This is a genomic window from Candidatus Zixiibacteriota bacterium, assembly GCA_034003725.1.
Classification (GTDB): domain Bacteria; phylum Zixibacteria; class MSB-5A5; order GN15; family FEB-12; genus WJMS01.
The window spans coordinates 25271-50434 of the sequence record JAVEYB010000009.1 but is presented as its reverse complement, the minus strand read 5'-3'; the positions used below and the strand labels follow the sequence as shown (position 1 = coordinate 50434).

The 25164-nt window shown below is 60.8% G+C and carries 24 protein-coding genes; 6 read left to right on the top strand and 18 right to left on the bottom strand.

All coding sequences use genetic code 11. From position 1 onward, the window contains the following. The first annotated feature begins 62 nt into the window (after positions 1–62). Positions 63–1181 (top strand): site-2 protease family protein, encoded by a 1119-nt coding sequence (locus tag RBT76_11010; GenBank protein ID MDX9858312.1) that lies wholly within the window; start codon positions 63–65, stop codon positions 1179–1181. On the opposite strand, the gene RBT76_11005 is transcribed toward RBT76_11010, so the two are convergent. Both RBT76_11005 and lipA read right to left on the bottom strand, forming a co-directional pair. Further along, the gene (locus RBT76_11005) at positions 1150–2682 is read right to left on the bottom strand and encodes a response regulator (GenBank protein ID MDX9858311.1); all 1533 of its coding nucleotides are present in this window, start codon (positions 2680–2682) and stop codon (positions 1150–1152) included. The two genes, RBT76_11010 and RBT76_11005, sit on opposite strands and share 32 nt — an antisense overlap. 110 nt (positions 2683–2792) lie before the next feature. After that, positions 2793–3674: a lipoyl synthase gene (lipA, locus tag RBT76_11000; protein MDX9858310.1), complete on the bottom strand. Its 882-nt coding sequence runs from the start codon at positions 3672–3674 to the stop codon at positions 2793–2795. A gap of 138 nt (positions 3675–3812) precedes the next feature. Between lipA and RBT76_10995 the strand changes: the two genes are divergently transcribed. Further along, positions 3813–5975, top strand: coding sequence for a dockerin type I repeat-containing protein (locus RBT76_10995; GenBank protein MDX9858309.1), 2163 nt, complete (start codon positions 3813–3815; stop codon positions 5973–5975). A gap of 105 nt (positions 5976–6080) precedes the next feature. On the opposite strand, the gene RBT76_10990 is transcribed toward RBT76_10995, so the two are convergent. The 12 genes from RBT76_10990 to RBT76_10935 form a co-directional block, all read right to left on the bottom strand. Then, positions 6081–6380 (bottom strand): hypothetical protein, encoded by a 300-nt coding sequence (locus tag RBT76_10990; GenBank protein ID MDX9858308.1) that lies wholly within the window; start codon positions 6378–6380, stop codon positions 6081–6083. A gap of 36 nt (positions 6381–6416) precedes the next feature. Further along, positions 6417–7892 carry a hypothetical protein gene (locus RBT76_10985; protein ID MDX9858307.1) on the bottom strand — a complete coding sequence of 492 codons (1476 nt, stop codon included), beginning with the start codon at positions 7890–7892 and terminating at the stop codon, positions 6417–6419. 9 nt (positions 7893–7901) lie between these two features. Beyond that, entirely contained in the window at positions 7902–9155 is a 1254-nt protein-coding gene (locus tag RBT76_10980) for a hypothetical protein (protein ID MDX9858306.1), read from the bottom strand. Beyond that, the gene (locus tag RBT76_10975; protein ID MDX9858305.1) at positions 9152–9442 is read right to left on the bottom strand and encodes a hypothetical protein; all 291 of its coding nucleotides are present in this window, start codon (positions 9440–9442) and stop codon (positions 9152–9154) included. The genes RBT76_10980 and RBT76_10975 overlap by 4 nt, the downstream gene beginning before the upstream one ends. After that, positions 9439–9810 carry a hypothetical protein gene (locus tag RBT76_10970; protein MDX9858304.1) on the bottom strand — a complete coding sequence of 124 codons (372 nt, stop codon included), beginning with the start codon at positions 9808–9810 and terminating at the stop codon, positions 9439–9441. The genes RBT76_10975 and RBT76_10970 overlap by 4 nt, the downstream gene beginning before the upstream one ends. Before the next feature lie 12 nt (positions 9811–9822). Further along, positions 9823–10632 (bottom strand): hypothetical protein, encoded by an 810-nt coding sequence (locus RBT76_10965; GenBank protein MDX9858303.1) that lies wholly within the window; start codon positions 10630–10632, stop codon positions 9823–9825. Between the two features lie 4 nt (positions 10633–10636). Beyond that, on the bottom strand, positions 10637–12055 hold the full coding sequence (locus RBT76_10960) for a hypothetical protein (protein MDX9858302.1): 1419 nt from the start codon (positions 12053–12055) through the stop codon (positions 10637–10639). Positions 12056–12119: 64 nt separating this feature from the next. Continuing rightward, complete coding sequence (locus tag RBT76_10955; protein MDX9858301.1) at positions 12120–13217, bottom strand: hypothetical protein; 1098 nt, start codon at positions 13215–13217, stop codon at positions 12120–12122. 12 nt (positions 13218–13229) lie between these two features. Then, entirely contained in the window at positions 13230–13652 is a 423-nt protein-coding gene (locus tag RBT76_10950; protein ID MDX9858300.1) for a hypothetical protein, read from the bottom strand. A gap of 108 nt (positions 13653–13760) precedes the next feature. After that, positions 13761–14177 carry a hypothetical protein gene (locus RBT76_10945; GenBank protein ID MDX9858299.1) on the bottom strand — a complete coding sequence of 139 codons (417 nt, stop codon included), beginning with the start codon at positions 14175–14177 and terminating at the stop codon, positions 13761–13763. Then, positions 14164–14478: a hypothetical protein gene (locus RBT76_10940; GenBank protein ID MDX9858298.1), complete on the bottom strand. Its 315-nt coding sequence runs from the start codon at positions 14476–14478 to the stop codon at positions 14164–14166. Before RBT76_10940 ends, RBT76_10945 begins: the two co-directional genes overlap by 14 nt. Then, complete coding sequence (locus RBT76_10935) at positions 14468–15997, bottom strand: hypothetical protein (GenBank protein ID MDX9858297.1); 1530 nt, start codon at positions 15995–15997, stop codon at positions 14468–14470. The genes RBT76_10940 and RBT76_10935 overlap by 11 nt, the downstream gene beginning before the upstream one ends. Before the next feature lie 260 nt (positions 15998–16257). Between RBT76_10935 and RBT76_10930 the strand changes: the two genes are divergently transcribed. After that, a complete protein-coding gene (locus tag RBT76_10930; protein ID MDX9858296.1) occupies positions 16258–16572 on the top strand; it encodes a PEP-CTERM sorting domain-containing protein in 315 nt (104 codons plus the stop codon). Positions 16573–16639: 67 nt separating this feature from the next. Here RBT76_10930 and RBT76_10925 read toward each other — a convergent pair whose 3' ends face one another. Continuing rightward, positions 16640–17986, bottom strand: coding sequence for a terminase family protein (locus RBT76_10925; protein ID MDX9858295.1), 1347 nt, complete (start codon positions 17984–17986; stop codon positions 16640–16642). Next, complete coding sequence (locus RBT76_10920; GenBank protein MDX9858294.1) at positions 17971–19236, bottom strand: hypothetical protein; 1266 nt, start codon at positions 19234–19236, stop codon at positions 17971–17973. The genes RBT76_10925 and RBT76_10920 overlap by 16 nt, the downstream gene beginning before the upstream one ends. A 324-nt stretch (positions 19237–19560) precedes the next feature. Between RBT76_10920 and RBT76_10915 the strand changes: the two genes are divergently transcribed. From RBT76_10915 to RBT76_10905, 3 genes are all read left to right on the top strand, one after another. Continuing rightward, entirely contained in the window at positions 19561–20361 is an 801-nt protein-coding gene (locus RBT76_10915; GenBank protein ID MDX9858293.1) for a PEP-CTERM sorting domain-containing protein, read from the top strand. A 180-nt stretch (positions 20362–20541) separates the two neighbouring features. Then, the gene (locus tag RBT76_10910) at positions 20542–22023 is read left to right on the top strand and encodes a tetratricopeptide repeat protein (GenBank protein MDX9858292.1); all 1482 of its coding nucleotides are present in this window, start codon (positions 20542–20544) and stop codon (positions 22021–22023) included. A gap of 70 nt (positions 22024–22093) precedes the next feature. Next, positions 22094–22663 carry a hypothetical protein gene (locus tag RBT76_10905; GenBank protein MDX9858291.1) on the top strand — a complete coding sequence of 190 codons (570 nt, stop codon included), beginning with the start codon at positions 22094–22096 and terminating at the stop codon, positions 22661–22663. An 82-nt stretch (positions 22664–22745) separates the two neighbouring features. Here the strand turns inward: RBT76_10905 and RBT76_10900 are convergent, their stop codons facing one another. After that, positions 22746–23996: a PD-(D/E)XK nuclease family protein gene (locus RBT76_10900; protein ID MDX9858290.1), complete on the bottom strand. Its 1251-nt coding sequence runs from the start codon at positions 23994–23996 to the stop codon at positions 22746–22748. A gap of 35 nt (positions 23997–24031) precedes the next feature. After that, positions 24032–25108: a glycosyltransferase gene (locus RBT76_10895; GenBank protein ID MDX9858289.1), complete on the bottom strand. Its 1077-nt coding sequence runs from the start codon at positions 25106–25108 to the stop codon at positions 24032–24034. Between the last annotated feature and the right edge of the window lie 56 nt (positions 25109–25164).

Here is a 25164-nt window from a genome sequence, read left to right as displayed (position 1 = left end):
TTGCTCCTCGCTTCCTTTTTTTTGCCTGTCCGCCTGACGGCATGAAGCGTATAATAGGTCCTATGAACGACTCCGCAGAACAGCGCCAGCTGGCTACCCTGGTCCGCATGGTCGCCGATCTATTCGTCATCGACGCTACCTACCGTCGCGGACCCCGCTTCGAACTGGCCATCCGCCCGCGCTATGACTTCCAGCCGTCCGTCGCCGCTCTCACCGACCGGCTTGACTCCGCCGGATACACGTTTGAGATTCGTGGAGAACACGACGCGCTGACCCTGCTGGTGGACCCGTACCGCCGCCTGCGTATCCCCCGACTGAATGTTATTCTCTTTATCGCAACCGTGCTGTCGGTCTACATCATTCCCGTCGTATTCCGGCAGTTTGCGTTCGTCGAGTCGTGGGAAGAACTGTGGCATGCCGTCCTCGCGGACCTCGCCGCCGGCAAAGGCCTGGTGTTCACCGCGGCGCTGATGTCGATTCTGTTGGTACACGAGATGGGTCACTTCATGGCCAGCCGACGGCGTGATATCGTCACGTCGTGGCCCTATTTTCTTCCCGCACCGAACATCATCGGTTCGTTCGGCGCGGTCATCAAATCCAAGTCTCCCTTCTGGAACCGTCGCGACCTGATCGAGGTCGGAGCGGCCGGACCGATCGCCGGCTGGATCGTCGCGATCGGCTGGCTGGTCCTTGGACTCACGCAGTCGTTTATTCTGCCCGGCGATCCGCTCCTGTTTCGCGATGTTGCCATGTCGTTCTCGCTGACCGGGGAGTCGATTCTGATGCAGACGCTGGTGCCGCTGCTGGTCGGGGTCGCCCCGGAAGGCCACCTGTATGCCTTCAGTGAGGCGGCGTTTGCCGGCTGGGTCGGACTGCTGGTCACGGCCATCAACATGCTGCCGATCGGCCAACTCGACGGTGGTCATATCACCTATGGGCTGTTCGGTCGCGACATCCAGCGCAAGCTCGCCTGGGCGGCCGTCGTCTTTCTCGCGGTGCTGGGGTATTACTCGATGATGTGGTGGCTGTTCGCGGGCCTCGGACTGATTTTCGGCGCGGCGCATCCGCCGACCCTCAACGATGAGTACCCGGTCGGCAAAAATGCGAAGATGCTCGGAGCGGCTGCTCTCGTGATTCTGCTGGTCTCGTTTACACCGATTCCGTTTCCGACACCCTGGTAGCGAGCGGAGCGATGCCGAGTGTCTCGATAAAACCAAGATCCTCGTCGCGTCCGTACAACTCGTTGAGATTCACCTCGCCCTCGCGAAGCAACTGCAGGAACACGTCGACCAGCGTCGGGTCAAACTGAGTACCACGATTATTGATTAACTCATCGACCGCCACCTTCAACGGTGCACCTTTGCGGTACGGCCGGTCGGACAGGATGGCGTCAAACGTATCCACCACGGCCAGCAGCCGCCCCTCGATAGGAATCTCTTCTCCCGCCAGCCCGCGCGGATAACCGTTGCCGTCGTAGCGTTCGTGGTGGGCGCTGATATAGGGAATGGCGGGCTTGAGCAGGTCGATCCCGCGAATGATTTTCAATCCGACCATCGGGTGACTGGTCATCGTCTCGAGTTCTTCCGGCGTCAGCCGGTCGGCTTTGTTGAGGATAGAGTCCGGCACACCGATTTTGCCGATATCATGCAGCATGCAGCCGACCACGAGGTTATCGATCGCTTCCCCTGTCCACCCGATACGCCTCGCGACAAGCATCGCCAGTTTGCTCACGCGGTCGGTGTGCCCTGCCGTACAGGCGTCTCTCGCTTCAATGGCGTTTGCCAGAGCACGGATCGCCTGCATGTATGACTGCTGGACGTCCTCGTACAACAGGTTGTTGGCGATCACGGACGCGGCCGAATTGGTCAGAATCGACAACGCATCGAGTTCCCCCGGACGGACCCGGTCAAAGCGGCTGATGATCAGCAGGTTGATGACGCCGTGAAGCCGCTTGTGGATGAGAATCGGCTGTGATATGAGCGACTTCACCATCGGATGACCGTCGAGCGTTACGTGCTCGGTGCGCACGACCGGCTTGGTGCTCTTGCTGCAGTTGAACTGCAACAGCAGCGTGTCGTCGAGCACGGTCGCGAGCATCGATTCGTCATCGCAGTCGTACAACTGGCGCACCGTCTCGCCCGTTTTGGGGTTGACTTCGAGAACCGATGCTGCGGCCGCGTCAAGCTCGGTCTTGCACGAAGCCAGCACCATCTGGAGGTGCTTCTCGATATGAATACCCGTACCGAATGCATTGGCGACCTTCAGAAACTCCACCTGGCTCTTGAGGGCGAGGTTGTCGCGCCGAACTTTTTGATGAGCCAGGCCCCGCCGGATGGCGGCCTTGAGCGCATCGAGCTTGAACGGCTTGACCAGAAAATCGTAGGCGCCCTTCTTGAGTACCGATATGGCGGTCTGAATTGTCGGGTGAGCCGTCATCAGGATGATGATCGCGTCGCTGTGGTTTTCCAGCGTCGTCTCCATCACCTGCACGCCGTTGAACTCACCGATCACGAGATCGGTCAGGACCAGGTCGACCGGGTTTTCGCGGATATGTGCCAGAGCCTGTGCCGGATCGGTGTACGACACGACGTCGTAGTCCTCGGTCCCGAGTGACTCAACGACGATCTTGCAGATATAGATCTCGTCGTCGACCACCAGCACCTGCGGTCTGAGTTTATTCATCCAAGATGCCCTTTCCCGCCATAGCTTCTCCGATTCTTATCGGACGGCTTGAGGAAAGGACCAGATGGCTCGGGATATCTGTGTAAAATTTGCGCTGGGATATTCGCAGACTATGCGCGCGTCGCCATAGCGTCTGCCATGTACGATGAGCGAACCAGCGGCCCCGCAAAGACCTGTCGGATTCCGACAATCCGGGCCCTCTCCGCCAGGCGGTCAAACTCCTCAGGAGTAACATATCGGTCAACCGGCAGGTGGTCCTTCGATGGAGACAGGTACTGGCCTATCGTCAGCATCGCCACCCCGGCAGCGTGCAGATCGTGGAAGACCGCAGCGAGCTCGTCGGTCGTCTCGCCCAGTCCCACCATCAGGCCGGACTTGGTCCGCGCGCCAAACTCCCGCGAAGCCCGCGCGAGCAAATCGAGCGACCGATGATAGTCGGCGCCGGGTCGAACCGCCGGATACAGCCGGGGAACGGTTTCGACATTGTGATTGAAGATGTCGGGCCGCGCGGCCATGACGATTCCAAGGGCATCCGGCTGATTACGGAAATCCGGCGTGAGAACTTCAATCGTACACCCCGGGCGACATCGACGGATTTCACGAATGGTCTCGGCAAAATGCCCCGCCCCGCCGTCGGGAAGATCGTCACGGGTCACCGAGGTGACCACCGCGTGGCGCAACTGCATGCGCGCTACAGCGTCGGCCACCAGTCGAGACTCTTCGGGATTTAGTCCTGACGGGGTACCCGGAGACACGTTACAAAACCGGCAGTTGCGCGTGCAGACGGGTCCCATTATCAGGAAGGTAGCCGTCCCTCGGTTAAAGCACTCCCCTCGATTCGGGCAGTTCGCCTCCTGGCAGACCGTGAACAGGCCGCGTTCGCGGAGCAGCTCGCTGACTTCGCTGAACCCCTTTCCGGAGAAAGCGCGTACTTTGAGCCACGACGGCTTGCGCCGTGGGTCAGCTTTCTGGTGCTGGTCGTCAATCGCCATTCTCTGCCTGCCTCGCCCGTCGATAGAACCCGCGGACCGGAGCCGCGTTCCACCGGTCATTACATAGATCAAGAAAAGCGCAAATCGCTCGATAATCAAGACATAGGAGTATTTTCCCGGATAAAAGGAGATATCCCCATGCGGCTCTACCGGTCCATTCAAGCTCTGGCAATAGTAATTCTTTTTGCGGGTGCAGTCTGGCCCGCAGAAAAACGCGCGGGCCGGGTCGAAAAAATCGGGGAATTCTCCCCCACCGACATTCGTATAGCGCAACGGATGGCCACCGCGGATACCTGCATTGTCCGTTCCGATGCCGGCATCATCATGCGAATCGACGGATGGGTGATCGGGCAGGAATTGTACAAGCAATACCTCGATCCGGCCGCGTCCTGCGAAAACCCGTATCCGTTTTCAGTGCTCGAGATCAACATGCCGATGATTTTTGACGCACCGGGCGACATCGTGGTTTCCGTTGACGTCGAAGCAGCCGACCTCACCGATCCCACATGCCCGGTGCCCGGCCAGCTCATTGACTCGTCGGTCTGGTGGCAGTATACGATCCCCGCCGCCGGGCTTTACAATATCTGGGTGCCGCTGGATGAACCGGTCGTGGTCAACGGACCGTTTTTCGCCGGATTCCTTATCTCCAACACACTGACCATGAACGCCGCCGTGCTCACCGACACCTCCCGCGTTCCCTGCGTCTCGTACAACATCTGGGACTCGGAAATCGGCTTCGTCGATCTTGGGCAGTACATCTACGACGACGGCCAGTTCTATTTCGAATGGCCCGGACGACTCGTCCTGTATGCGTCGGGCGTCCCCGGCGGCAACGATTCGGGAACCGATCCCCTGCCGCAGCTCGAATGGGTGTCGCCGGCCATCGACGATTCCGTGCTGTACGAGTCCACTGAGTTGTGGGCCGTAGAGACGTCGGGTTCCCGGATCGTTGACTACGTCATCTTCGAGTTCAATAGCGGATCCGGTTTCCAGAGTATCGGGATGGTCTACGACGGCGTGGCGACCACCCGCAACGGCGTTGACCCCGCGACTCCGTCGGCCGGGTACAGCCTGCCGTGGAATTTCGCGAGCCTCCCGGAGGGACCATGCACGATTCGCGTCACGGCTATCGACACGCTGGGGCGAAGCTCGTCTGTGGAGCGGGTTGTGATACTCGAGCCGACCCCACCCATCCCGTACATCGTAAACCCGTCGCCGTGGAGCACATTCTGCTCCAGCATTCACTTTTTCGTCAACTGTTCGGACGAAGACATTTCATCCGTGGAGTTCAAAGGCCGTGCGATCCCCGACGATTTCACAATCGGGCTGTATGAGGTCGACCAGACCCTGCTCGGCGACGTCGATCACGACCCGTACGACGGCAACTCGATTGCAAACGGCGAATTCGGCGAGTACTATTGCGGCCCGGCGGCCGCTGCCGTCGCCATTCAGGAATGGTATGATCGCGGCTACACCGAATTGATGCAAAGCGGCGCAGCCACCCTGGGCATTGCGGCCGTTGCCGAATCGCTAGCCGTGATGTTCCAGACGCGGGCCAACGAAGGAACGCGCGACGACCTGCTCGTCCGGGGTCTGCAGCAGTGGATTGCTGCGCACGGCGGGCGCGTCTCTGTCGACTTCAAGCGCAGCCCGAAATACGTCGGGCTCCGCACGTGGGTACAGGATGACGAGCGCGTGGTCCTGCTCGGATTGGGAGGAGATCCCGGGCTGTGGGTAGCCGTCGACGGGTTCCTCGACTGGGAGACGGCGCCCAATACCTATCTCGTCTCCATCATGAATCCCCTGACCGGATCCGTCCAGGACGTGCCGTTCCGCGAAAGCGGCGGTGTCACCGAAATGCAAATCACCGGAGAGTGGCACTCGGTCGATCTCATGGTTTCTCTGCTGGCGCCGGACTGGTCGCTCACCCGCGCCCTGCTCGGGAAGGACCTGAACGGCGCCGACGGCTGGTCGTATCTGTGGACGCCCCATCCCCTCACCGAGGGCGACTGGTTTTTCATGTGGGCGGCGACCGAAGACGCGAACCGGTACGCCGGGCACACCAGCGTGCTCATGCAGTACATTTGTGAGAACACCTTCAGCGCCGGCGACTACAACGGCGACGGTGGCGCCGACATAGTGGATCTCTACTACATGATCCAGTACATCACGCTGGGCGGCCCCGCGCCCGCAGGCGGACCGCAGCGCGCCGACGCCAACTGCGACACCTACATCAACATCGCGGACATCGTGTATTTCATGAATTATCTCTACGGGACAGCGTCCACCCCCTGCTACTGAGCCCGTCTGCGCCCGATTGTGTATGCGTTGTCAGGCCGATACGCCTGACAACACATACCGGGCACGTCGTCACCCAGCCCACCAGCACGCAGGCTGGGTGATCCGTCAGCGCCGTGCGGCCGCTGCATGGACAGCGCGTACCGCGATATCCGGCGCGATGCCGGTGATCGCAATCACCACGTCCACCGCCTCCTGCAAATGCTCGAGCCACGCCTTGTCGGGATAACGATTGCGCAAATCGTCGATCGCCTCACCCGCGATCGCCGCGATGTACTCGGCGTATTTTTGTCTCTTCCCTACCTGCAAGAAGGGAATTACGTACTTGTTGGCGATAAAACCAACCAACGTCAGGGCAATCGATCCAAGAATGCCCAGCCATCCACCATCTGACAAAATGAAATCCATGGTTCCTCCTGTACACTGAACACAGTCAACCGGCCGTCACTCGTCGGACCAGTCCAGCCGCCACGACGACTGATCGGGAACGATAACCCGCTTCCGCAGAATCGTTCCGCCGGCCTGTACGATCGACACCTCGTATCGAGTATCCGGCGGCAGCACGGCTGCCGTCGGTATGACGTCAAGGGCGAAGTATCCGTCGGCGTCGGTGGTCGTTGATACGGACGCCGGAGATACAAGCACGGTGCCCGACCTCACCGTACCCTTCGGCAGCGCCGCCGTGACCGTCACGCCGCCCAGCGGGAGCCCGTCAACACCATACACGTGCCCGTACACACGGCAGAGATCGGGCGAAACCGGAGCGCCGGGGTCGAACCACGATGCATACACCGTGTCCTCGTCGGTCTCGGCGAGCGCCACGGTATCGAGGCCCGTGAACGTGTATCCGGAGACAAACGCCGCAACCACGCAGCTGTCCGCATCGAGGTGAAACGTGATGGCGCCGTCGGCCGCCGTCCGTCCGACCGCAAGCAGGGCCGCATGAGACACATCGTGAACGGTTATGCCCGCATACGGAATGACGGCGTCGCGAGTCGAGTCGTACGAAATCACCGTCAACACATGTGCGCCGGTTCCGGTCGACAGAGCCGACACGGGCGCATCCAGATAATCGCCGAACGTGGCGTGGATCTCGTGATTCGCCTGCGGTGTATTCCACACCCACCCGGCCACCGCCGCGGAATCGATCGATCCCGCAGATCCCTGGTAGGCCGCCGTATCCTTGAGCATCGCGCCCATCCCGGCCGATATGCGTGAGCTGTCGCACTCCCAGAATTTCTCGATGGCGTCGTCGGAGAATTTCGACGACGACAGCGCGCTGCCGGCTATCTTGTACGCCGTGATTGCGTAGTCCTGGATTTTACCCGCGCTGATCGCGCCGTCGCCAAGCTGCTGATTACCGATCGCGGCTACACCGATTTCTCCGGCGTCCAGCGTACCGACCACGTTCGTGAGATCGACGCCGATTCGATCCGTTGACACCAGCGTTGATGCCTCGCGCCGGATCGTATCCCCTATCGGGATGCGGTCGGCCAGCGATGGCATCAGGACGAACGAAAACGACGCCGCACCATCGAGGTACTCGGCCCCCGCGCCGTCAAGCGTATCGACTGCGATCACGATTCCGGCGTACGTGCCGCGACGACCACCGGCGTCGATATCCGCCACTGCTTCGGCCCATCGATAGACCCGCCGACCGCCGACCAGCATCGATGATATCTCTGCGGCGCCGATGGCGTACGACGCCCCGAAAACGGGTTCGCCGCTCGGACCGAACAGGGCGACATAAAACGAGTCCGCGGCCGCGACATTGCCGATCGAATCGGTCACCACAAACGCCACCGTGAGCGAGTCCTCTGCGGTTCCCTCATCGGCGGTGTTTGTGACGATAGCAACATTGGCTGCCATCGACACGGCGCACACCGCCAGGCTCATAACAAGCAACAGAGAGCGTTTCATATCCTGCCTCTATAGTTGGCCGAGTCGACGGCGTCGCCCGGCATAAGCCTGACCGCCGTCATCGGTTTCGTACGTGACGTACCAGGACATGCGACGGTCCTGGTGATCGGTGACGCTCCAGGTCTGCGCCAGTGTGCCGCCGCCGGATGCGTCGTCCGACCGCGCCCCGATATCCGTGTCATACTGCGCTCGCACGCTGCTTCCCGATACGCCTCCGACCGCGATACAGTACGTCCGGCCGCCGATCATGGAATGCGACACAACCGATGAGACATACCATTGTGCCGGGGCGCTGTTCTGAACCGCAATCGTCACCGGCGCCGCCAGTCGCTGGTCCGGCTCTCCGGCAGACATGTCGTAGGCCGCCATATCTATGGTCCGGGGATTGTTGTACGTGTAGCACGAAAAGTGATAGGTGACAATCCGATCCGCTGCCGATGCTTCGTGCACGTCGACTATATTCGCGCACGCGGCATCCGTCGCCAGCGAAATGTTGCTGGCGCCCACTTCCGTGCACCCGAATGTCGGATCGATCGTAACCGGGTATCGTGCCGACACCAGGAACGACTCCGGCGCGTTGACAATCAGCAGGTGCGACACGGTATCGACAGCCATTTCGCACCAGACCGTGTCGCCGCCGGAGTCCCACGCTTTCGGTCGATAGATGTGGCACACCTTGCCCGTGCCGAATATACGTGCCGGGTTACCCGGGTCCGATTCACGAGGCATCTTACCGGCATAATAAACGGCGTACGATCCGACCACGCTGTCCGGGCGTTCGGCGCCCTCCGCACTGTCCGCCGCCGACAACGGCCCCTGGTACAGGAAGCGCACGCCGTGGGAGCGCAGTCCGAATGCCAGCCGACCCGCCGGCGGTGGAGTCGCCAGGACGATATTCCACTCAAGCGCGCCGTCATCGCGCACGAACACATGGTGCGTGCATGACTGTGCAACGACCGCCGCAACCGATGACTTCGTTCCCGCCGACCGAACGAACACCTCCGACGGCGCCGAATCGCTCGAATCAAAAACGACCGAAAAAGACCCGCCGCCGTCCCATCCGCTGATCGTCAAAGCAGGCGACTCACTGTCGCCTCGCGACCGTTCCAGCCGCGCCGCCAGGTTACGAGACAGCGCCATCGCGCCGAACCGTCCGCTGTCAAGCCGCCACTCTGCGAATGGCGCGTTGCCCGATGAGTCGGTCGCAGGCGATACGCAGATCGCGACCACGAGAGTAAGCAGTGTGCTGATGCTCCCGCTCATGTCGACGCCTTCTTTCGTTCGGTCCGCGCTGCCGTCGCCGACGCCTCGGGCAGCGCGACTGGCAGCTTCTCCTGCCTGATCTTCTCCACCATTTTCCAGAATTCCTTCTGGCTGGAGTGATCCGGCATCAGTTTGTAGCGAAGATGTATCATACGAATCAGGTCTCCCAGTTTGGTATGTTTGCTGACTTCGGACTCTATCTGCTCGAGCATCGCATCGATCAGCGTGTCGAGCTTTTCGATTATCCTCTTTGACTCCGCGGAGTCGACTGCCTGAGTGTCACTCATAGGCCGAGTTCCACGATGAGCAGGTCCGCCACGACCGGACCCGGCGAGAGCGACTCACGCGCAATCACGAACGATTCGTCGGATTCGGGCGCGGTGACGAAGACCGCGTATTCCGAACGCGATCGCGGTATCACCCTCGGCGCCCGGATCGTCGACGGCAACCGGTTGCCGCGGTGATCGATGAGCGAGTCAAACCGAACTTGCTGCCGATCGGCGCCGACCTCCATCGTCTGGTAATAGACGCCCCGCTGACTGCCGATTGTCTCGGCGATCAGCATCCCGAGTCCGACACTGTCCGCGGCGCCGTACACCATCACACCCGGCACGAACCAGACCCGCCGAGCCGTCACACGTTCGAGTGCTGACATAAGCGTTACCTCCTAGCTGCGGACGGGTGGGTGCAATCCACCCACCGCGGGCCGAAATTCCCGGAGCCGTTCCTCGGAGCGCGCGGCGTAATCGTCGGCCAGTTTCATCCAGGCCGGCGCGAGCCGATCGCCCCCGCCGGCACCGAGCGCCCGCGACGCTGCCGCGCGGCAAACGATCGCAAGAGCATAGTACGTCGCTGCGAGACTCAGACTCGGATCGGCGCCGAACTCCCTCCCCGGATCAACCGAGCGCTCGATCACACCGTTGGCCTCGGCCGTTGCGGTTTCCACGATCTCGTCGGCGAAGCTTGCGTACACCGGGCGATAGTCCACGAGCACCAGCTCTCCGTTCACTATCCGCCCCGAAACGAGCCTGCGAATGGAACCGTTCTCGGCGTCGAGGTGAAAGTCCGTGTCCCGTTGATACGGCTCATACGAACCGTACCAGACGGTCACCGGGGAGCCGTCGACAAGCTCGCCGTCGGTTCGCACGACAATCTTCCCGTGGATATAGTCAACGGTGTAATCGATATTCTCGCGGTAGACGTGGCCGAGTGAACTATCGGATGCGACTACAACGCTGCCGACTTCCAGGTCACTCGCTCCCACCGACACCGGCACCGGCCCAACGACGAGCGCGACACGAGTCAACTGCGATGACCGTCGCCCCTTGACGGCAACTGAAACCGGATCGATCGCTCCGCCGAACAGCCGTATCCACTCTGTGCCGGTGAGAACCACCGCCTGATTGTACACGGCGTCAGCAAGAGGGCGATTGTCTACCAGGTGGGATCGCACCTGTTTGATCGATGCATACGACACGACATCACCTCCCTGCCCGCATGGCCTCTATACCGGAGACCATATTTGCCCGTGTTCCCACCGGGGCGGTCGTGTACGGCGACACAACCTCCACCTTGATCCAGAAGCCGGCGACCCCGTTCACCGTTGACTTCTGCCAGTCGGCCGGAAGAGAAGCATAGTCCGGCCAGACCCAGAGATCGAGTTCAGACGCATCGAGCGCCGGCGGTCCGCCATACGGAACAACCCCCCGCCACGAGGCGCCGTCCCAGTAGCTGACACTCACGGTTCCCCCCGCTCCCGGTGTGCTCAGCGTCAGCCAGACATAGCGAAACGGCCGCCCTGCGGCGAAAAACACCGCGTCCCCCGGGCCCCCGAGGAGAGCCGATGACTGCGGGTGAACCATATCGCCCGACTGCACGCTGCGCGCCGCTGACGTGACATCGGCAAACGACGCCGTGGCGCCGTGATAACAGAATACCCGGTCGAACTCGCCGACTCGCGCGTCAAGCAGCGCGGCCTCGCTGAACACGCCGTTCTGCCGACGCAGCGAGTACGGCTGCGCGTGCCCGACATCGATTGAGCGCACAAACGTGATGATCGGTTCGGGCCCGGCCATCGTCAGTTGTATGCCCGTCGCTCCGCTCTCCGGGATGGTCACGGCGGGACCCCAGTGGGCTCCGTCGAACTCCCGGTAATACAGCGCCGCGGCCGCCCATGCCGCCGATGGATTCCCGTCGGTGCGAAGCGCGCAGTCGAACGTGCTGCTGCACTCCGCACCCGATACAATCGTGACCGCGTCGGTCCAGCTCCCCGATGGCAGCGGACGACTGCGATGGCACAGATAGTCGCTGGCGTAGTAATACACGGCGTGCAGCCGGCTCGGACCGGCCAGCACCTTCACCGTCGCCAGCATGCCGCCGCTGTGTATAATCTCTCCCGAATCGCCCGCTCCGGCGCCCCACGTTGCGCCCCCATCGGACGAGCTTTTGACATGTATGTGACGGACCGGCGGATCGGTCAGCCGGACCCAGCCCAGCCACAGACAATCCGATAAGTCGATCGCCACCGACGGCGATGAATTGATATCGCCCGCAAACACCGTTACCGGAACGCCCGGCTGCCAGCCGGTCTCGGTGAACGTGAGGCAGACGTGCATGACGTTCATCGATGACTGCTCGATAAACGCAAGGTGGATATTGTTATCCGAATCCATCGCCGCTGAGAACCCGGCGTCTCCGTCCACCGAGGACCAGATCGCCGCAGGCGTGGACCAGTTCACGTACGGCCCGTCCGACCACGAACAGTTCAGTGTGGTCGGACTGGAAAGAAAAACCGCCACCCGCCTTCCCGCGCGAATGCCCGTCTTCACCTCGAGCAGGCAGGCGGCCTGCAGCCCTCCCAGCGGCTGTGCCGCTGTCGTGAGCGCTAATCGCGTGTGCATGATACTCCCCGGCAAACCGGGGCCCGGTCAAGCCGGGGCCCGGTCAAGCCGGGCCCCGATCTGCTCACTCAAATACCGTGTCGAGAATCACCGCCGCATCCTTGATGACCTTCGCATACGACACGGATTCCGAGATGACCGCTTCCTCGAAGCGCTGCTCGATTATCTTGTCGTACTCGATCACCAGCGGCTGCGTGACAACTTCCTCGATCGCAAAACGAGCGTCCAGCCCGATGACATAATCAACCGGGACTTCGTCCGACCGCACCAGCTTCGCCCCCAGCGGACTGAACAGATCACCGCTGCGCTGGAATCGGAACCCCGCCATCGGATCCTTGAATTCGTCCATCGTCAGGATCGTCTTCAGCGTGTTGATATGACAAACCAGTGTATTCATCTCGAACGGCGCGAAGCGTGCCCACAGCGAGATCAGGTCGTCGTAGGTAAGCGCCCCGCTCGCCGCGCCTGTCACGATCGCGGCGGCATTGTCGTTGCCGTCACCGTTGATCAGGCAGTTGACGATCATGCCGATCTTGTCCGTCTGCATCTTGAAGCCGATGTACCACAGCAGGACGCGGAACTGCGAGGTCGTGCGGTACCGAAGAGCCTTGTAGCTGGCTTTCAGCGCCAGGCCGTAATCGCCGACCGTGATCGCATGGCGCTGCTCGGTGACGATCAGCGCCGGAACGTTCGCCCCTTCGCCGACCGGGCGAAGCGAAAATCGGGCGTCGTCGTCGGTATCGATGAAGAACGGCGTATAGCGATTGCTCGCGATTGTCGTGGAATTGGCGATGAGCTGCGCCAGCTCCGGACGCATCGCCTGCCCGCGCTTGATCTCCCGCATGATAAACTCGGGAATCAGGGACGGGGCCTTCTGGTAAAACTGCTCCACCGTGGTCGGCGCCTTCCCCGACAGGCGTACGCCCGCGAGGGCCAGTTGCCGTTCGAACGCATCGAGCGCGGACCCCACCGGCGACGGATCATACTCGTCGCACTCCAACAGTTCGGTCAGCGTCATGCCCCGGCTTTCCGCATCGAGATACAAGTCCCGGTCCACCGTTATGTCCGCCGTCCGGGAAAGATCGACCGGCCCGGCCTGCGGCGCCGGAGCGCCGGACTGCAACCGAACGGCCGCCGATTCGAGAAACGAAGCAAAGTCCATTGTCACTCCCTCCTAGTTGAGAAGAAGAACGCAGTTGGTCGTGCCGTTGATACTCAGCACGGTGCCGCGCCCGATATTGCCGCCCGCCGGATCGCTGCCGGCAAGAGCCGGCGCCTGGCGTACCGCGCCCCCTGCCGCCCCGACAACCCGGTTGCCGACCAGCGGATACGCCGGGGCTACCGGCAAACTGCAGATGCCGCCGATCTGGACCGTGGCGACACGCTTGCCCGTATCCGCATCGCTCAAGCTCAGGCTGATCAGCTTTCCCAGCACCTGGGCCCCGTCGCCCGCAGGGCCCACTTCATAGCTGCCCGTCAGCGCGACGGCTGATCCGATACTGTCGTCGGTGAGGTCGTCGATACCGCCGGTCTGCGAAATTGTGAATGTCGCCAGCACCGGAGCTATCGTCTCGAGATTCTGTTCGCGAATGGTCATCCATTCCTCCTTCGTAAATACTGTATCCCCATTTGGGATCGTGTGACGTGCCGGGTTGCATCCCGCGTGGCACGGATATGGCCTCAATGGCACATTCGTTTGCTTTCTTTAGAGGAAATCCCGGCACTTGTCCGCAGGCAGCCCCCGGGAGGGCGTCTTCACCTGCAACAGTCCGAAACTCGACGGGAAATTGTCACGAAACCGAGCGGCGGCGCGGCGATAACACTCCAGCAGCTCGATCGTCGACTTTGACGACAGCTCCAACGTGGTATCAACCGCCTCCTCGCGACCGCCCCTCGTGCGGGCAACGGCGGAGATGGCCTTGAGCATTCCCGCGATGCGCGCTTGGTAATCCGACCGAAGCGCCGCCAGGTCCGCGGACACGGCGGCCGATTCTTCCAGCGTGGCTGCCGCCCGTGCGATCGTATCACGCAGCTTGTCGAAATCGATACAGGACAGGCTGTCCGGCCCGATCTCTGCCGCAAACAACCGTAGTTCCGTCGCCAGCGCGTTATTTGGTTCCACCGTCGTGTCCTCCTTTATCTTCGCTCACGTAATATTCGATCCTCGCCAACCGGCGTTCGACCTCGCGCGAAAATTCGTAAAACTGCTCCCTCGTCACCGTACCCTCGCGAAGTATTACCTCCAGGTTGGTGAGTTTTCGCTCCAGCGTCTCCACCGTCACCGCCTCCGCCTTTGCCGCCAGCTCCAGCCTGATCGACTGCACCGTCATGAAGTACCCTCCCGCGAGACCCAGCGCGAGCACCAGCATATGCAGTAACTGCCCGCCCAGACGGATTCCCCTGATGACCGGATCACGAGTCATGTGTTCCTCCCTCTCGTTCTCCTCCCGATTCGTGTCGATAGACCAGCGTGCACCGCCGGCCGTCGAGCGTAACCTGCCGGAAACGGTAGCTCCCCGCGAGCGGGCCATCAAACGTCACCGCTGCCCCGTCGCCGGTCGTCGAAAACTGAACGGTGCGTCCCGTGGCGATCGGCGTGCGCCGCCTGCAAGTGTCGGGCAGCGTTCCAAGCGACTCGGCGATGAAGCGCGCTCCCTTCTTGAACCGACCGACATGGAACTGGTGAATCACGAGGTGACGAGACGTGCCGGCGCTTACGATACGCAGATAGGCCCGCCGCTCATGTGCCGCCTGGTACAGCTCGTAGCGGTCGCCGTCGCGTTCCGTCAACTTCTGTGGAAGTATGTGAAAGCTCTGGTTACGCCCGTTTCCGAGAGGCTGAACCTCCACGCCGCTCGCCGTCATGATTTCCCGCGCCGACACAGCCAATGAGCTGCGATCGGTGAAGCGATGCGGAATCATTCTCGCCGGCGCTCCCGGTATAGGCGTCGGTGCCGCCGTCGGCACTTCCCGCGACGTCGGCAACAGGTGCAGGACCACGCGGCGCACCGGCGATGTGTGCCCGGCGAGATACGCGACGAGATCGCCAACGCTGCACCGATCCCGGCCGCGATAGCCCACGAGCCTCCCGGAGACACAACCGCCGCCCAGCGACGACAACGCCGCATTGACGGGCGCAAGCCTCTCGTTCTGTACCGCTATCGTGGCGTCGACCGGACGACACACCGGACGGCCCTTCACCCGGCCGATTCGACAATGCAGCGCGTCATAATGCGGGATTACCAGGTAGGTATCGGTCGACGGAAGATCGGACAGAGACAGCGGCGCCGTGTCCTCCATTGCCTCGACAGTCGCGTTTTCGTCCGAAAACTGCCGAAGATCGCGCGTAAACGACGTCCCGGGAGTGGCCCCACGGTATACCAGTGACGTCTCCAGGACCCGCTCGATCTTGCGATAGTTGAAATGGCACGGCGTCGAAACCCCGTCGACTTCGTACTGCTCGAGCGGTTCATGTTCGCACAGGCGTATGTCGCGCCCGCATATCGAACACTCCGCGAATGAAAACGTGAAACCGATCGAGCACTCTTTGATTACGCCGCCGTCGATGTTCTCGCGAAGGCTGTCGGCGCCGTCGGCGCTCCGCAACCAGTAGAAGTACGCCTTCACCCATCGTTCAGAATTGCGCTCGACTGTCTCTGCGTGAAACGTGCGGGCCAGCGGCAACTTGTCCTTGCGATGACCTGCCAGCACCGGCGAGTCGATCAGCAGCGCCGACAGGCGATCGTGTTCGTCAGCGGGAAATCGACCCCCGAAACTGTTGACGCTGTCTGAGACCACATACATCGCGCGGATGTAAACGTCAGACGGCGTCAACACAACGGGCGGATTAATATTGCGATTGATCCGGTCCACTATCTCATTGCATTCTGAGACATCGGGTTCGGCGAGCCGGGCGGTTATTCGACCAAGTCGGGCTGTCATATCACCTCCTGCGATTGGGTTCACTAAAGCCGCCCGTCCCATTTTTTCCATCGATTCTATCTCAAAATTGCGCAGACGATTGCGCAGTGGGTACGGCAGTAGGTACCGGTTTAAACTCAGTCGTGGACGTATAAGCCGATATTTATCAATGGCTTGGATAGGGAGTAGGTACGAATTTGTCAAACTGGGCACTGCAGTTGCTCAAATGGTCTTACAGACAACGTGGAATCGACAGGAAACTTTTAAGGCAGGTGTGACTAATGGTCGTGTATCGGCGCACATCAAGCGCATGGCTGAAGTGGGTACTATTTATCGTCGTCTTTGTGCTGGGGATGACGATGACGTTCACGGATGTCTATGGAATCGGCGTGAACAATGGGCGTGATCGCATCGACTCCCAGAAGGACAACCCGCGTCATGCAGCGGAGAGCGACAAGGCCGCTCCCTCGCCAATCGATAACCCACCTGTCCATGAGGACCCGCCCGTCGCGGTTCCGGAACCGGCAACCTTCCTCCTGGTGGGAGCGGGGCTCGGCGCTGCCTATCTGGTTCGGCGCCATTACGGGAACAAGTAAAAGACTTTCCCCATCCCACCTCCCTTCCGTACCCTGTAGTCTCCCGCTACAGGGTACTTTTTTTGTCTCACGCCCGTCCTACTCGCGGGCCGACAGGCGGCACATCCCGGCCGGCCAGCGGCCACAAAGCCAGCGCCAATGCCATAAGCGCGTCGCATTCGCTGTTATCGTCCCATCGCGCGCCCCGAAGCTCATCCTCGAGAGACCAGATCCGCCCCGGACCGTCCGGCAACTCCCATCGTTCGTATCCGATCGCCCGCCGCGCGTGGAACAACTCGACATTGGTCAACAGCTCTGCTTTCACCTGCGGCGTGAATATCACCGCCTGAGGTTTGAAATTGTCGAGGTGCTGCGTGATGACGTCTCCCAGCCCCGTCGCGTCGATAACCAGCCGCCCCGGATATTGCCGCTGACGCTCGGCGATCCGCGTGATCACTGCCGGCCAGTCGTAAAGCCGAATCCGCTCCAAACACACGACACGGGCGCAGCCATCGATAACTTCCACCGTCACGCCGACCGTCGCCGTGCGCTTGCGAGCCAGATCCCAGCCGGAAATGTACACCGGCGCCCGCCCTGATGCAGTCTGCAGACCGCCCGCTCCGAGCCGAAGAGCGTCGTCGATATACGCCCCGGGAAGTATCTCTCCACCCGCGTCGACAAACTGCCCCTGGATATTCTGCTGCAACCGCCGCTCCGTGAAATGCCTCACGCGCTCATCAAGATACCCTTGCGATATAAAATTGTTCTCGCGGCTGTCGCCGCACTGGAAGTACCCCGGCCGCGCACCCTCCATTATCTCCCGCGCGCGCCGATACAACCAGTTCTTCCCGTTCGGCGTCGACACCAGATCGAGCCGCCCCCCGCGATCGGCCAGGCGCATCAGGATCACTTCTTCCACCACGTATTCCGGATGAGGCTCGAACGCGACTTCATCGAACACAAACAGGTCGTAGTCGTTGCCCAGCAGATACTCGCCCCTGTTTTGCGTCGACCTCGCCTCGATCGTCGCTCCGTTGGTGAGTCGCAGCAGCGGAAACGGCGTGCGCGTCACGGTCGCGATCAGCGGTTCCAGCCATGCCGATTGCCGGGCGAGTCGAAGCGCCGTGTCGAATACGATATTAGCCTGATCCTGCGTGATCGATGCCGTCACCGCCCGGTAACGCCCGGCCCGGTCATACACGAGCGGCCGAGGACGATAGAGCGCGTGGTGCAGCAGCTTGACCGCCGATACGAACGACTTCCCCCAGCGATTACCGGTGACCAGCACGTTCTCGCGGCCGGTGGAGCGACGAAGCCATTCCGCCTGCCCGGCATGCAGGCCGACTCCCAGCGCGCGCCGTGCAAACCACTCCGGGTCGTCCAGTCCGCGTTCCCAGTCTTCCCGTGTGACCACCGCAACTACACGATCCGACATGCTTTCTCCCGAGCGGCCTCTTTGTCGATCAGGCCGGCCTCATACAACTTGAGTATATTGTCGATCTGACCCGCTTGTGTACGCACTTCATCGGCGGCACGATACGCAAACGAGTTGTCGAATCGATACGAGCATCGCATGTCGAAACCGCCCAGCGCCAGTTCGATATCGCCGATCCACTCCAAAAACCGCGCTACCTGCGTCTGAACCGACCGCACCTGCCGCATAACGATATCAAACTTGAAATCGGCCCAGGTCGTCGTCGATCCATAGGAATACCCGAGCAGAAACGGAGCGAGATTGGTCCCGGCGCAGATCTCTTCGATCATCGCCCGATGCGACATGAACCAGCTGTTGGCGATATCGCGACTGTGAGTCGGACCGATATACTCCACCTCGACATTGTCCCACGTAACCGGATTGTCATCGATCTCGCAGGAACGAATCATGTCGACCGTGGTGTCGAAGTAACGGTTGATGCGGTCGGTATACGCCGGGTCGGATTCCCCCGCCATCCGCTCCGGCGGCGTGATCTTGACATGCAGACGATGAAATCCGGCGTTGTGGCTCGATCGCTGCATATCCGACACCAGTTGCTGCTCGATATAACTCACGAACGGAACCGCCGTCAGCACCGATCGCCCCAGCGGACTCGCCGGACTGTCTGAAAGCGTGATGAGATAGAAATCAGGCCGTCGAAGATCTATTCGCCGGTTCTCCAGCTCGAGATACAATCCGACCGGCGATTTGTCGGCGTCTGCCTGCAGATGCATCGGATCCACCGGCACGAACTGATCGACCGACGATGCGTCCGGATGTACCGTCAAAAACCCGCCCACCAGACCGTCGCGAAACAACGCCGTCGTTATATCGGTAATCATCGTCGCCATCCCGACTCGTGAGCCCAGCGGATTGGCGTACAGCCGTTCCGACAACTCATCGAGACGCCCCTGCGCCCGTCGGCCTGCCGCGCCGCCGCCGTCGTCACGTACCACATACTGCCCCGGCGCGCCAACCAGCCGCGACCACGTCCAGATGCACGCGCTTATCGCCGGAACGTGATCCGACAAAAATCGATACAGCAGATACCGATATCGTCCGGTCGTAATATCGCGCGGCGTCCATTGCAGCGTCCGAACAAGTCGCTCGGCCGTTGAGAAAGCCTTCCGGGGCGGTGCAACATGCGCGGCTAAGGCCGGATACGCTCTTGCACCCTGCTGCGCGCTGTCATCACGTTTCATCTCTGACATGACTCCTCCTTTTTGACTAGCCGGAGCCGCCATTTTTACCTCTGAGTTGATAGGGATTTTGTGGTCGCCTGCATCGGAACGTGGCGCTAACCTGCCGTCCTTCACTATGGGAATCTCCCCACAGGTTGAACGCGAACATACACAGTGTGCAGTCGAAACGATAATGAACGCAGAAACCCCACTAACGATGGACCGGTCGAAGCCTGCTAAGCTGTTGCTCTGCAAGCCGGTATACCGCGATGCACCAACCCTGACCGGACGGCACCGTGTTTGCTTTCTTCAGTCATGACAACGTCTAACTACGTCCCGATGAAAGGTGGTCCTATGAAGAAAATTCTACTTGGCGCTGCCGTGGTACTGCTCGCGGCAAATGTCTCCGCGTTTGACTATCATTTCGATGTCTTCGGCGACGGCTCTTCACCGTTCGACCACAACAACAACTGGGCGCCGATCGACTACCCCAACGGCGTCGGCAGTCTCCCCTCCCCCGGCAATCTCGGCCCCGGCGGCGAGTCGTTTGACCTTGAAGGACTCAGGGTGCGCGAAACCAGAGACTTCGTGTACGTGGCCGTCGCCAACTCGTTTGGCTATCAGTCCGAAGCTTACATGAGCGGCGGCTGGAATCAGCAGTACCGCATCGGTGATCTCTTTATCGGAGTCGATGGCGGCGGATTCGGCAACGGCCTGGCCATCGATATCGCCGACGGCGCTAACGGCGTGCTCGGTACCACCTCGCTGATGAGCGTCAACAACAGCTGGAATCACATCTCCAACAAACCGGGCACCTACTATAACTACACCGACATCCGAAACACCGTCGGACCGTGGCAGGTTGGCGCCGATGCCTCAACGGTCGGTGATGTCTCGTTCATAAAGACGTTCGCGGAAGACTACGAGAACAACCCCATTCGCCCGTACAGCGGCGACACCTATGTCTGGGAATTCCAGATCTCCAAATCGCTTCTCGGAGATTTCCGCACCCTTGATTTCCATCTCACACTGGAGTGCGGAAACGACCTGATCGAGGAAACGTATTCGGCGGTTCCGGAACCGGCCACCATGATCCTCTTCGGCGTCGGACTGCTTGGCGCCGGTCTGGCACGCCGCAAAATGGGCACAGCGTAAAACGCACTGTTACTCACCTTTTTCCGGGACGTTTCAGAGCCGCTCCCTGCCGGGAGCGGCTCTTCCTTTTGCAGCGTGACCCCGGTCCGGTCCGTCTATAAACCGCTTGTCTTGCTCTGACCTGCCGTCTATATTCGCGTACGGTAATGACCCACGCCAACTTAACCGATAGACGAAATAATGAAACGACACCTGTTTCCGCTTGTGTGCGCGTTGATCGGCCCGGTGCTGATCGGCGCCGGTTGCGCTGAAAATCAGGCGCTCGAATACCGCTATAACGCCGAAAAACTGTTCCACGAGGCCAACCGGACCGCCCGCAATGCCTCCATAAAATCCGAGTTGAACGCGCCCGGAACCGATCAGCAGGTTCGCGATGCCTACGCGCGGACACTCTCCTACTGCTACGAGGCAATCGATAACGTCGACAGCGCCGCGCATCCGACCGAGTTCCTCGAATTGGCCAGCCTCGCCTACCACAGCACCATTCGGCTGTCTCAGTACCTTTATGCCGACCGGGCTTTCGACAGTTGCATCACCCTCTACAGCCGTCTGCGAGAGCTTGGCGGTCTCACCGACTATCAAACCATGTATTCCTCGCTGAACCTCGGACAAATCCTCCAGGCCAAGGGAATGTGGGACAGCGCCGTGACCGTCTATACGGATACCTACAACGGATACTACCCGCCGTTGTCGCCCGACAAGGAAATCGAATTCAAGCTCTTCAACCTCCCCGCGCATATCTTCCAGATCTACAACCGAATCGGGGACACCGCCGAGGCTTATCACTCCTATCTGCTCGCCGAGACCTACTACCGAGACATCGTCAACGACTTCCCGGCAACCGATGTCGCGGTCGCGGCCCGTTCCAGCCTCGCGTCGCTGTATGATCAGGCGGGACTGCACGAAGACGCTATCGCCCAGCTCAACGCCCTGACCGACTCAACCGGGCAGGTGGGAGTCGCCGCCCAGATGCAAATCGCCGACATCTACGCCCGCCGACTGAAAAAGTACTCGAACGCGTTATCCATCTACGATCGGTTGCTCGCCAACATCAGCGGCCGCGATACCACCTACCGTCCGGTCCTCATCTATCAACGGGCCGCCATCCTGCTCGATACCAAACAGTACACCGAGGCCCGCGACCTACTCATCCAGTTGTCCGACCAGTACCCGAGGTACTACAACTCCAATCCGACCGCACAACTGCTCAAGGCGAGAACGTTCGAGCTCGAAGGCAACTGGCAGCGGGCCGAAACGGAATTCCGTTACTTGATCGAAAATTACGAGGGGTCGGACGAAGCAATGTCGGCGTATTTGCATCTCGAGCAGCATTACACCGCGGAACGACTCAACGCCGAAGCGAATCGGTGGTTCGAACGCGGCATCGAATCGTACGACCGCCTGATCCAGCTTCAGGGGTCCGCCGCCGCGCGCGCCCTGATGTACAAAGCCGAGATGTATCGCCAGCGAAAGATGTGGCCCGAAGCCGCCGGCGCGCTCGAGCAGCTCTACGCCCGGTACCCGGACACCCGGGTAGGACGTTCGGCGCTCATCACCGCATCCGAGATTCACCGCCAGCGACTCCGCAACCCCGATGTTGCCGATTCGCTGATCGAAGCATATAAACGGTCCATGATCGACCCGACTGCCGGCGGATCGTAGGCGGATCTTCTCCGCCGACCGGGTGTACAAGCTCAGGAGACGTCGACTTGACAGTTATACTGGAGGAAGCATGAAAGTAACTGCTATCGTTCTCAGCGCCATTGTGATCTGTCTGCCGGTCGCGCTGCGCTCGCAGCAGGTCGATGACCAGCACGGCGTCCGCGATACCGTGTACGCCGACCTGTCGCGAATCGACTCGCATAATTGGTCAATCACCGTGTCATATACCAACGACGAGGCGGTCGCCGGCCTCACGGTCCCCCTCAGAATGTCCGCAGGCCTGAATCGCATTGTCGCCGACTCTGCGGTGTACACCGGCGGCCGCGTCGACCACTTCACCCTCAAGGCCTTCCGCCCGGACACCGCTATTCAGTGCGTGTTGCTCGGCATGGTCGCCAATCTCGGACCCACCTTCAAACGCCTTGAACCCGGACGCGGCCGGCTCGCCACGATTTTCGTGTCATCGCTCGACGACAACCCGATCGACTCCCTGGTCGTCGACACCGCCACCGTCCCGCCGGGCCAGCAGCGACTCCTGAGCGTCGCCGATGAACTCCAGGGCACCCCGCCCGATACGACCCGCCTCGATCGCGACCAGGTGCGCATCTACCCGGAATTCGTGATTCGCTATCTGAAATAGCGCCGACACGGATACTGCCGATAACAAAACGCCCGACCGCGACAAGCGGCCGGGCGTTCTCACTTCCAATGAAAGCCGACTATCACGCCGACTCGGAATCGTCTTCGTCCTCGGCATTCTTCAGCTTCGCCCGCACCGTGATCTCTTCCTTCTCGATTATGAACGCCGCCAGCTTCTGAAGATCCTCGTCGGGCAGCAGGCCCTTTTTATATATGTCCCTGTAGATCCCGTTGGCGTCGGGAACAAGATAGTCGTCGAGATGAAGCTGCCGGACCACCGCCCCGAAATCCGCCCATCCCTGCTCGTCGCCCGTCTTCGTGACAAACTTCTCTTTTCGACTCACCTTCACGGACACTTCCCCCGTGCCGCCGACCAGCTTGTTGACGCCCAGATCACCCGCCGCCCGCGCCAGATCCACCTTCAGCGCATCAGCCTCGCTTTTGATCTCCCGCAGCCGCTCGTGAACGTCAAGATATCGCTCCACCAACCGGGCGGCTGACTCGGCGGTCGACACCTCCGAGCCCTCTTTCTCCCCCGACTCTTTTTCGAGAATCAGCCGATGACGCTTGGCGGGACACAAATCGAAAAACTCGCAATATCCGCAATGTCCCCCCTCGGTCGTCGGAAACTCGTCGCGCCGCTCGGCGTGGATCGTCTCGGCGATCGCGTTTTTCAACTCCGTCTGCAGAACATCCAGATCCTCTTCGCTCATCCGGTGGGTGATTTTTTCATCCATCTTGAGGAAATACTGAACCAGCTCGATATCGCGGAAATCCGGCCAGGTCTGCTGAACCGCCAACTGGTAAATTCCCATCTGGAAAAAGAATACACGGTCGCGCGGTCCCTGGGGAAGATGATCGCCGGTCTTGTAATCACAAATCTCGATCATTCCGTCGGGACGGCGCCACAATCGGTCAATGATGGCCGTCATCCTGTGAGTGGAGCCGGGCAAGTCAAATGTGATGGTGCGCTCCGTGGCAAGCGTCGTCCCCTGGTCGAACGGATGATTGCTCGTGTAGTATCGCGTGAGCATTTTGCGCCCCGTCGCGATATAATCGTCAACCGTCACGCTCTCCTTCACCACCGTGATCTGGCGCTTTTCCGGCTTCTCCCACTCGGCATCGTACACGGCAAGCACCTGCTCCAGCGGCAACACCCGCCCCATGCCCACGGCCGAATACAACTGCTTCAGCGCACGGTGAACCGCGTTGCCCATATAGGCGTCCGCCGTCACCCGCCGGGCGACATCGGGCTTCTCGATGTACTTGAATTTGAACTGACGCGGACAGGTGCGAAACGTAGCAATCGCACTATGACTGTATCGTTTCAACATGAAGTGAATATATCGGGACCGACAGGTCGACGCAATCACATATGCCGGATCTGCAGATGCTCGAAATGCGACGTCCAGTGACGCTTCAGAATCTCCGGTGCCCACCACTCGCCGCTCGATGCAACCGCCCGCGATACGGCCTCCGTCGCATCCGGCTTCTCGACCATGGCCGTGATCGTATCCGCCACCGCCACATAATCATCGGATCCAAGCAGGAAGGCGTTTCCGTCGTGCAGGTACGGGTCGGCTGCGAGCCGAAGCGCCACCACCGGCAATCCCGCAGCCATAGCATAATGAAGCGGCAACGTCGTACGCGACAGCGACAAATCAACCATCATGTCTGCCGTCGATACGAGCCCGCGGATATCGGACCACGTACGAACCGCAACACAAGAAACCGACGATTGCCGCACGCCACAGCAACTGAACGATGGCTCCGCTGCCCCAACCGTGGCGACCACCAGCTCCGCCCTCGGGTATTTACGTTTGACCAGTTCCATCCCGCGGACCAGCGTCGCAACCGTCCCCGTCTGGCTCGAGCTCACGAAGCACAAAACCTTGGGCTGAACCTGGCGGATCACCCTCGCCGGAATGCCCTCGATCCGCGATGCTGTCTGCAGACGCGCCACCCGGTTTCGATCGGCACCCATCCAGGAAATGTCGGCGGTCGGTGACGCGGTGACCCGATCGGCCATCCGCAGAAACCGCCCGAACACCCTCAACTCACCGTTCGTCATCCCGCCCGCAAGGTCGGTATCGATATGAACGGCAATCGACCGCCCAAAATACCGAGCCAGTACCAGCGCCGGAACAACGCCTCGCCACAACAGCCGTGACGACAACAACAGCACCTGTACAGTCCCTGCCGCCGTCACGGCGCCGTACAGATCCCGCCAGCAACGACCGAAAGCCCCGGCTGAATACTCCAGCTGCATTATTCTCACGGTGAGCGGGTCGATTCTTCCGATAAGCTCTGCCATCGCCCCCGGACGATCAAAGGGATCAGCGGCGGGATCGGCCGAATTGCTCACCAGCAGCACTCGCCGCGTAACCGGATGGATTGCTGTTATCCGGGGCTGGTATTCTCTTGCTGAGTATTGACTTTGGTCCATAGTACAATCGTCGTCTCTTTCCAACGACTCTTGTACCCGCCAGCTTCAGATTGGTG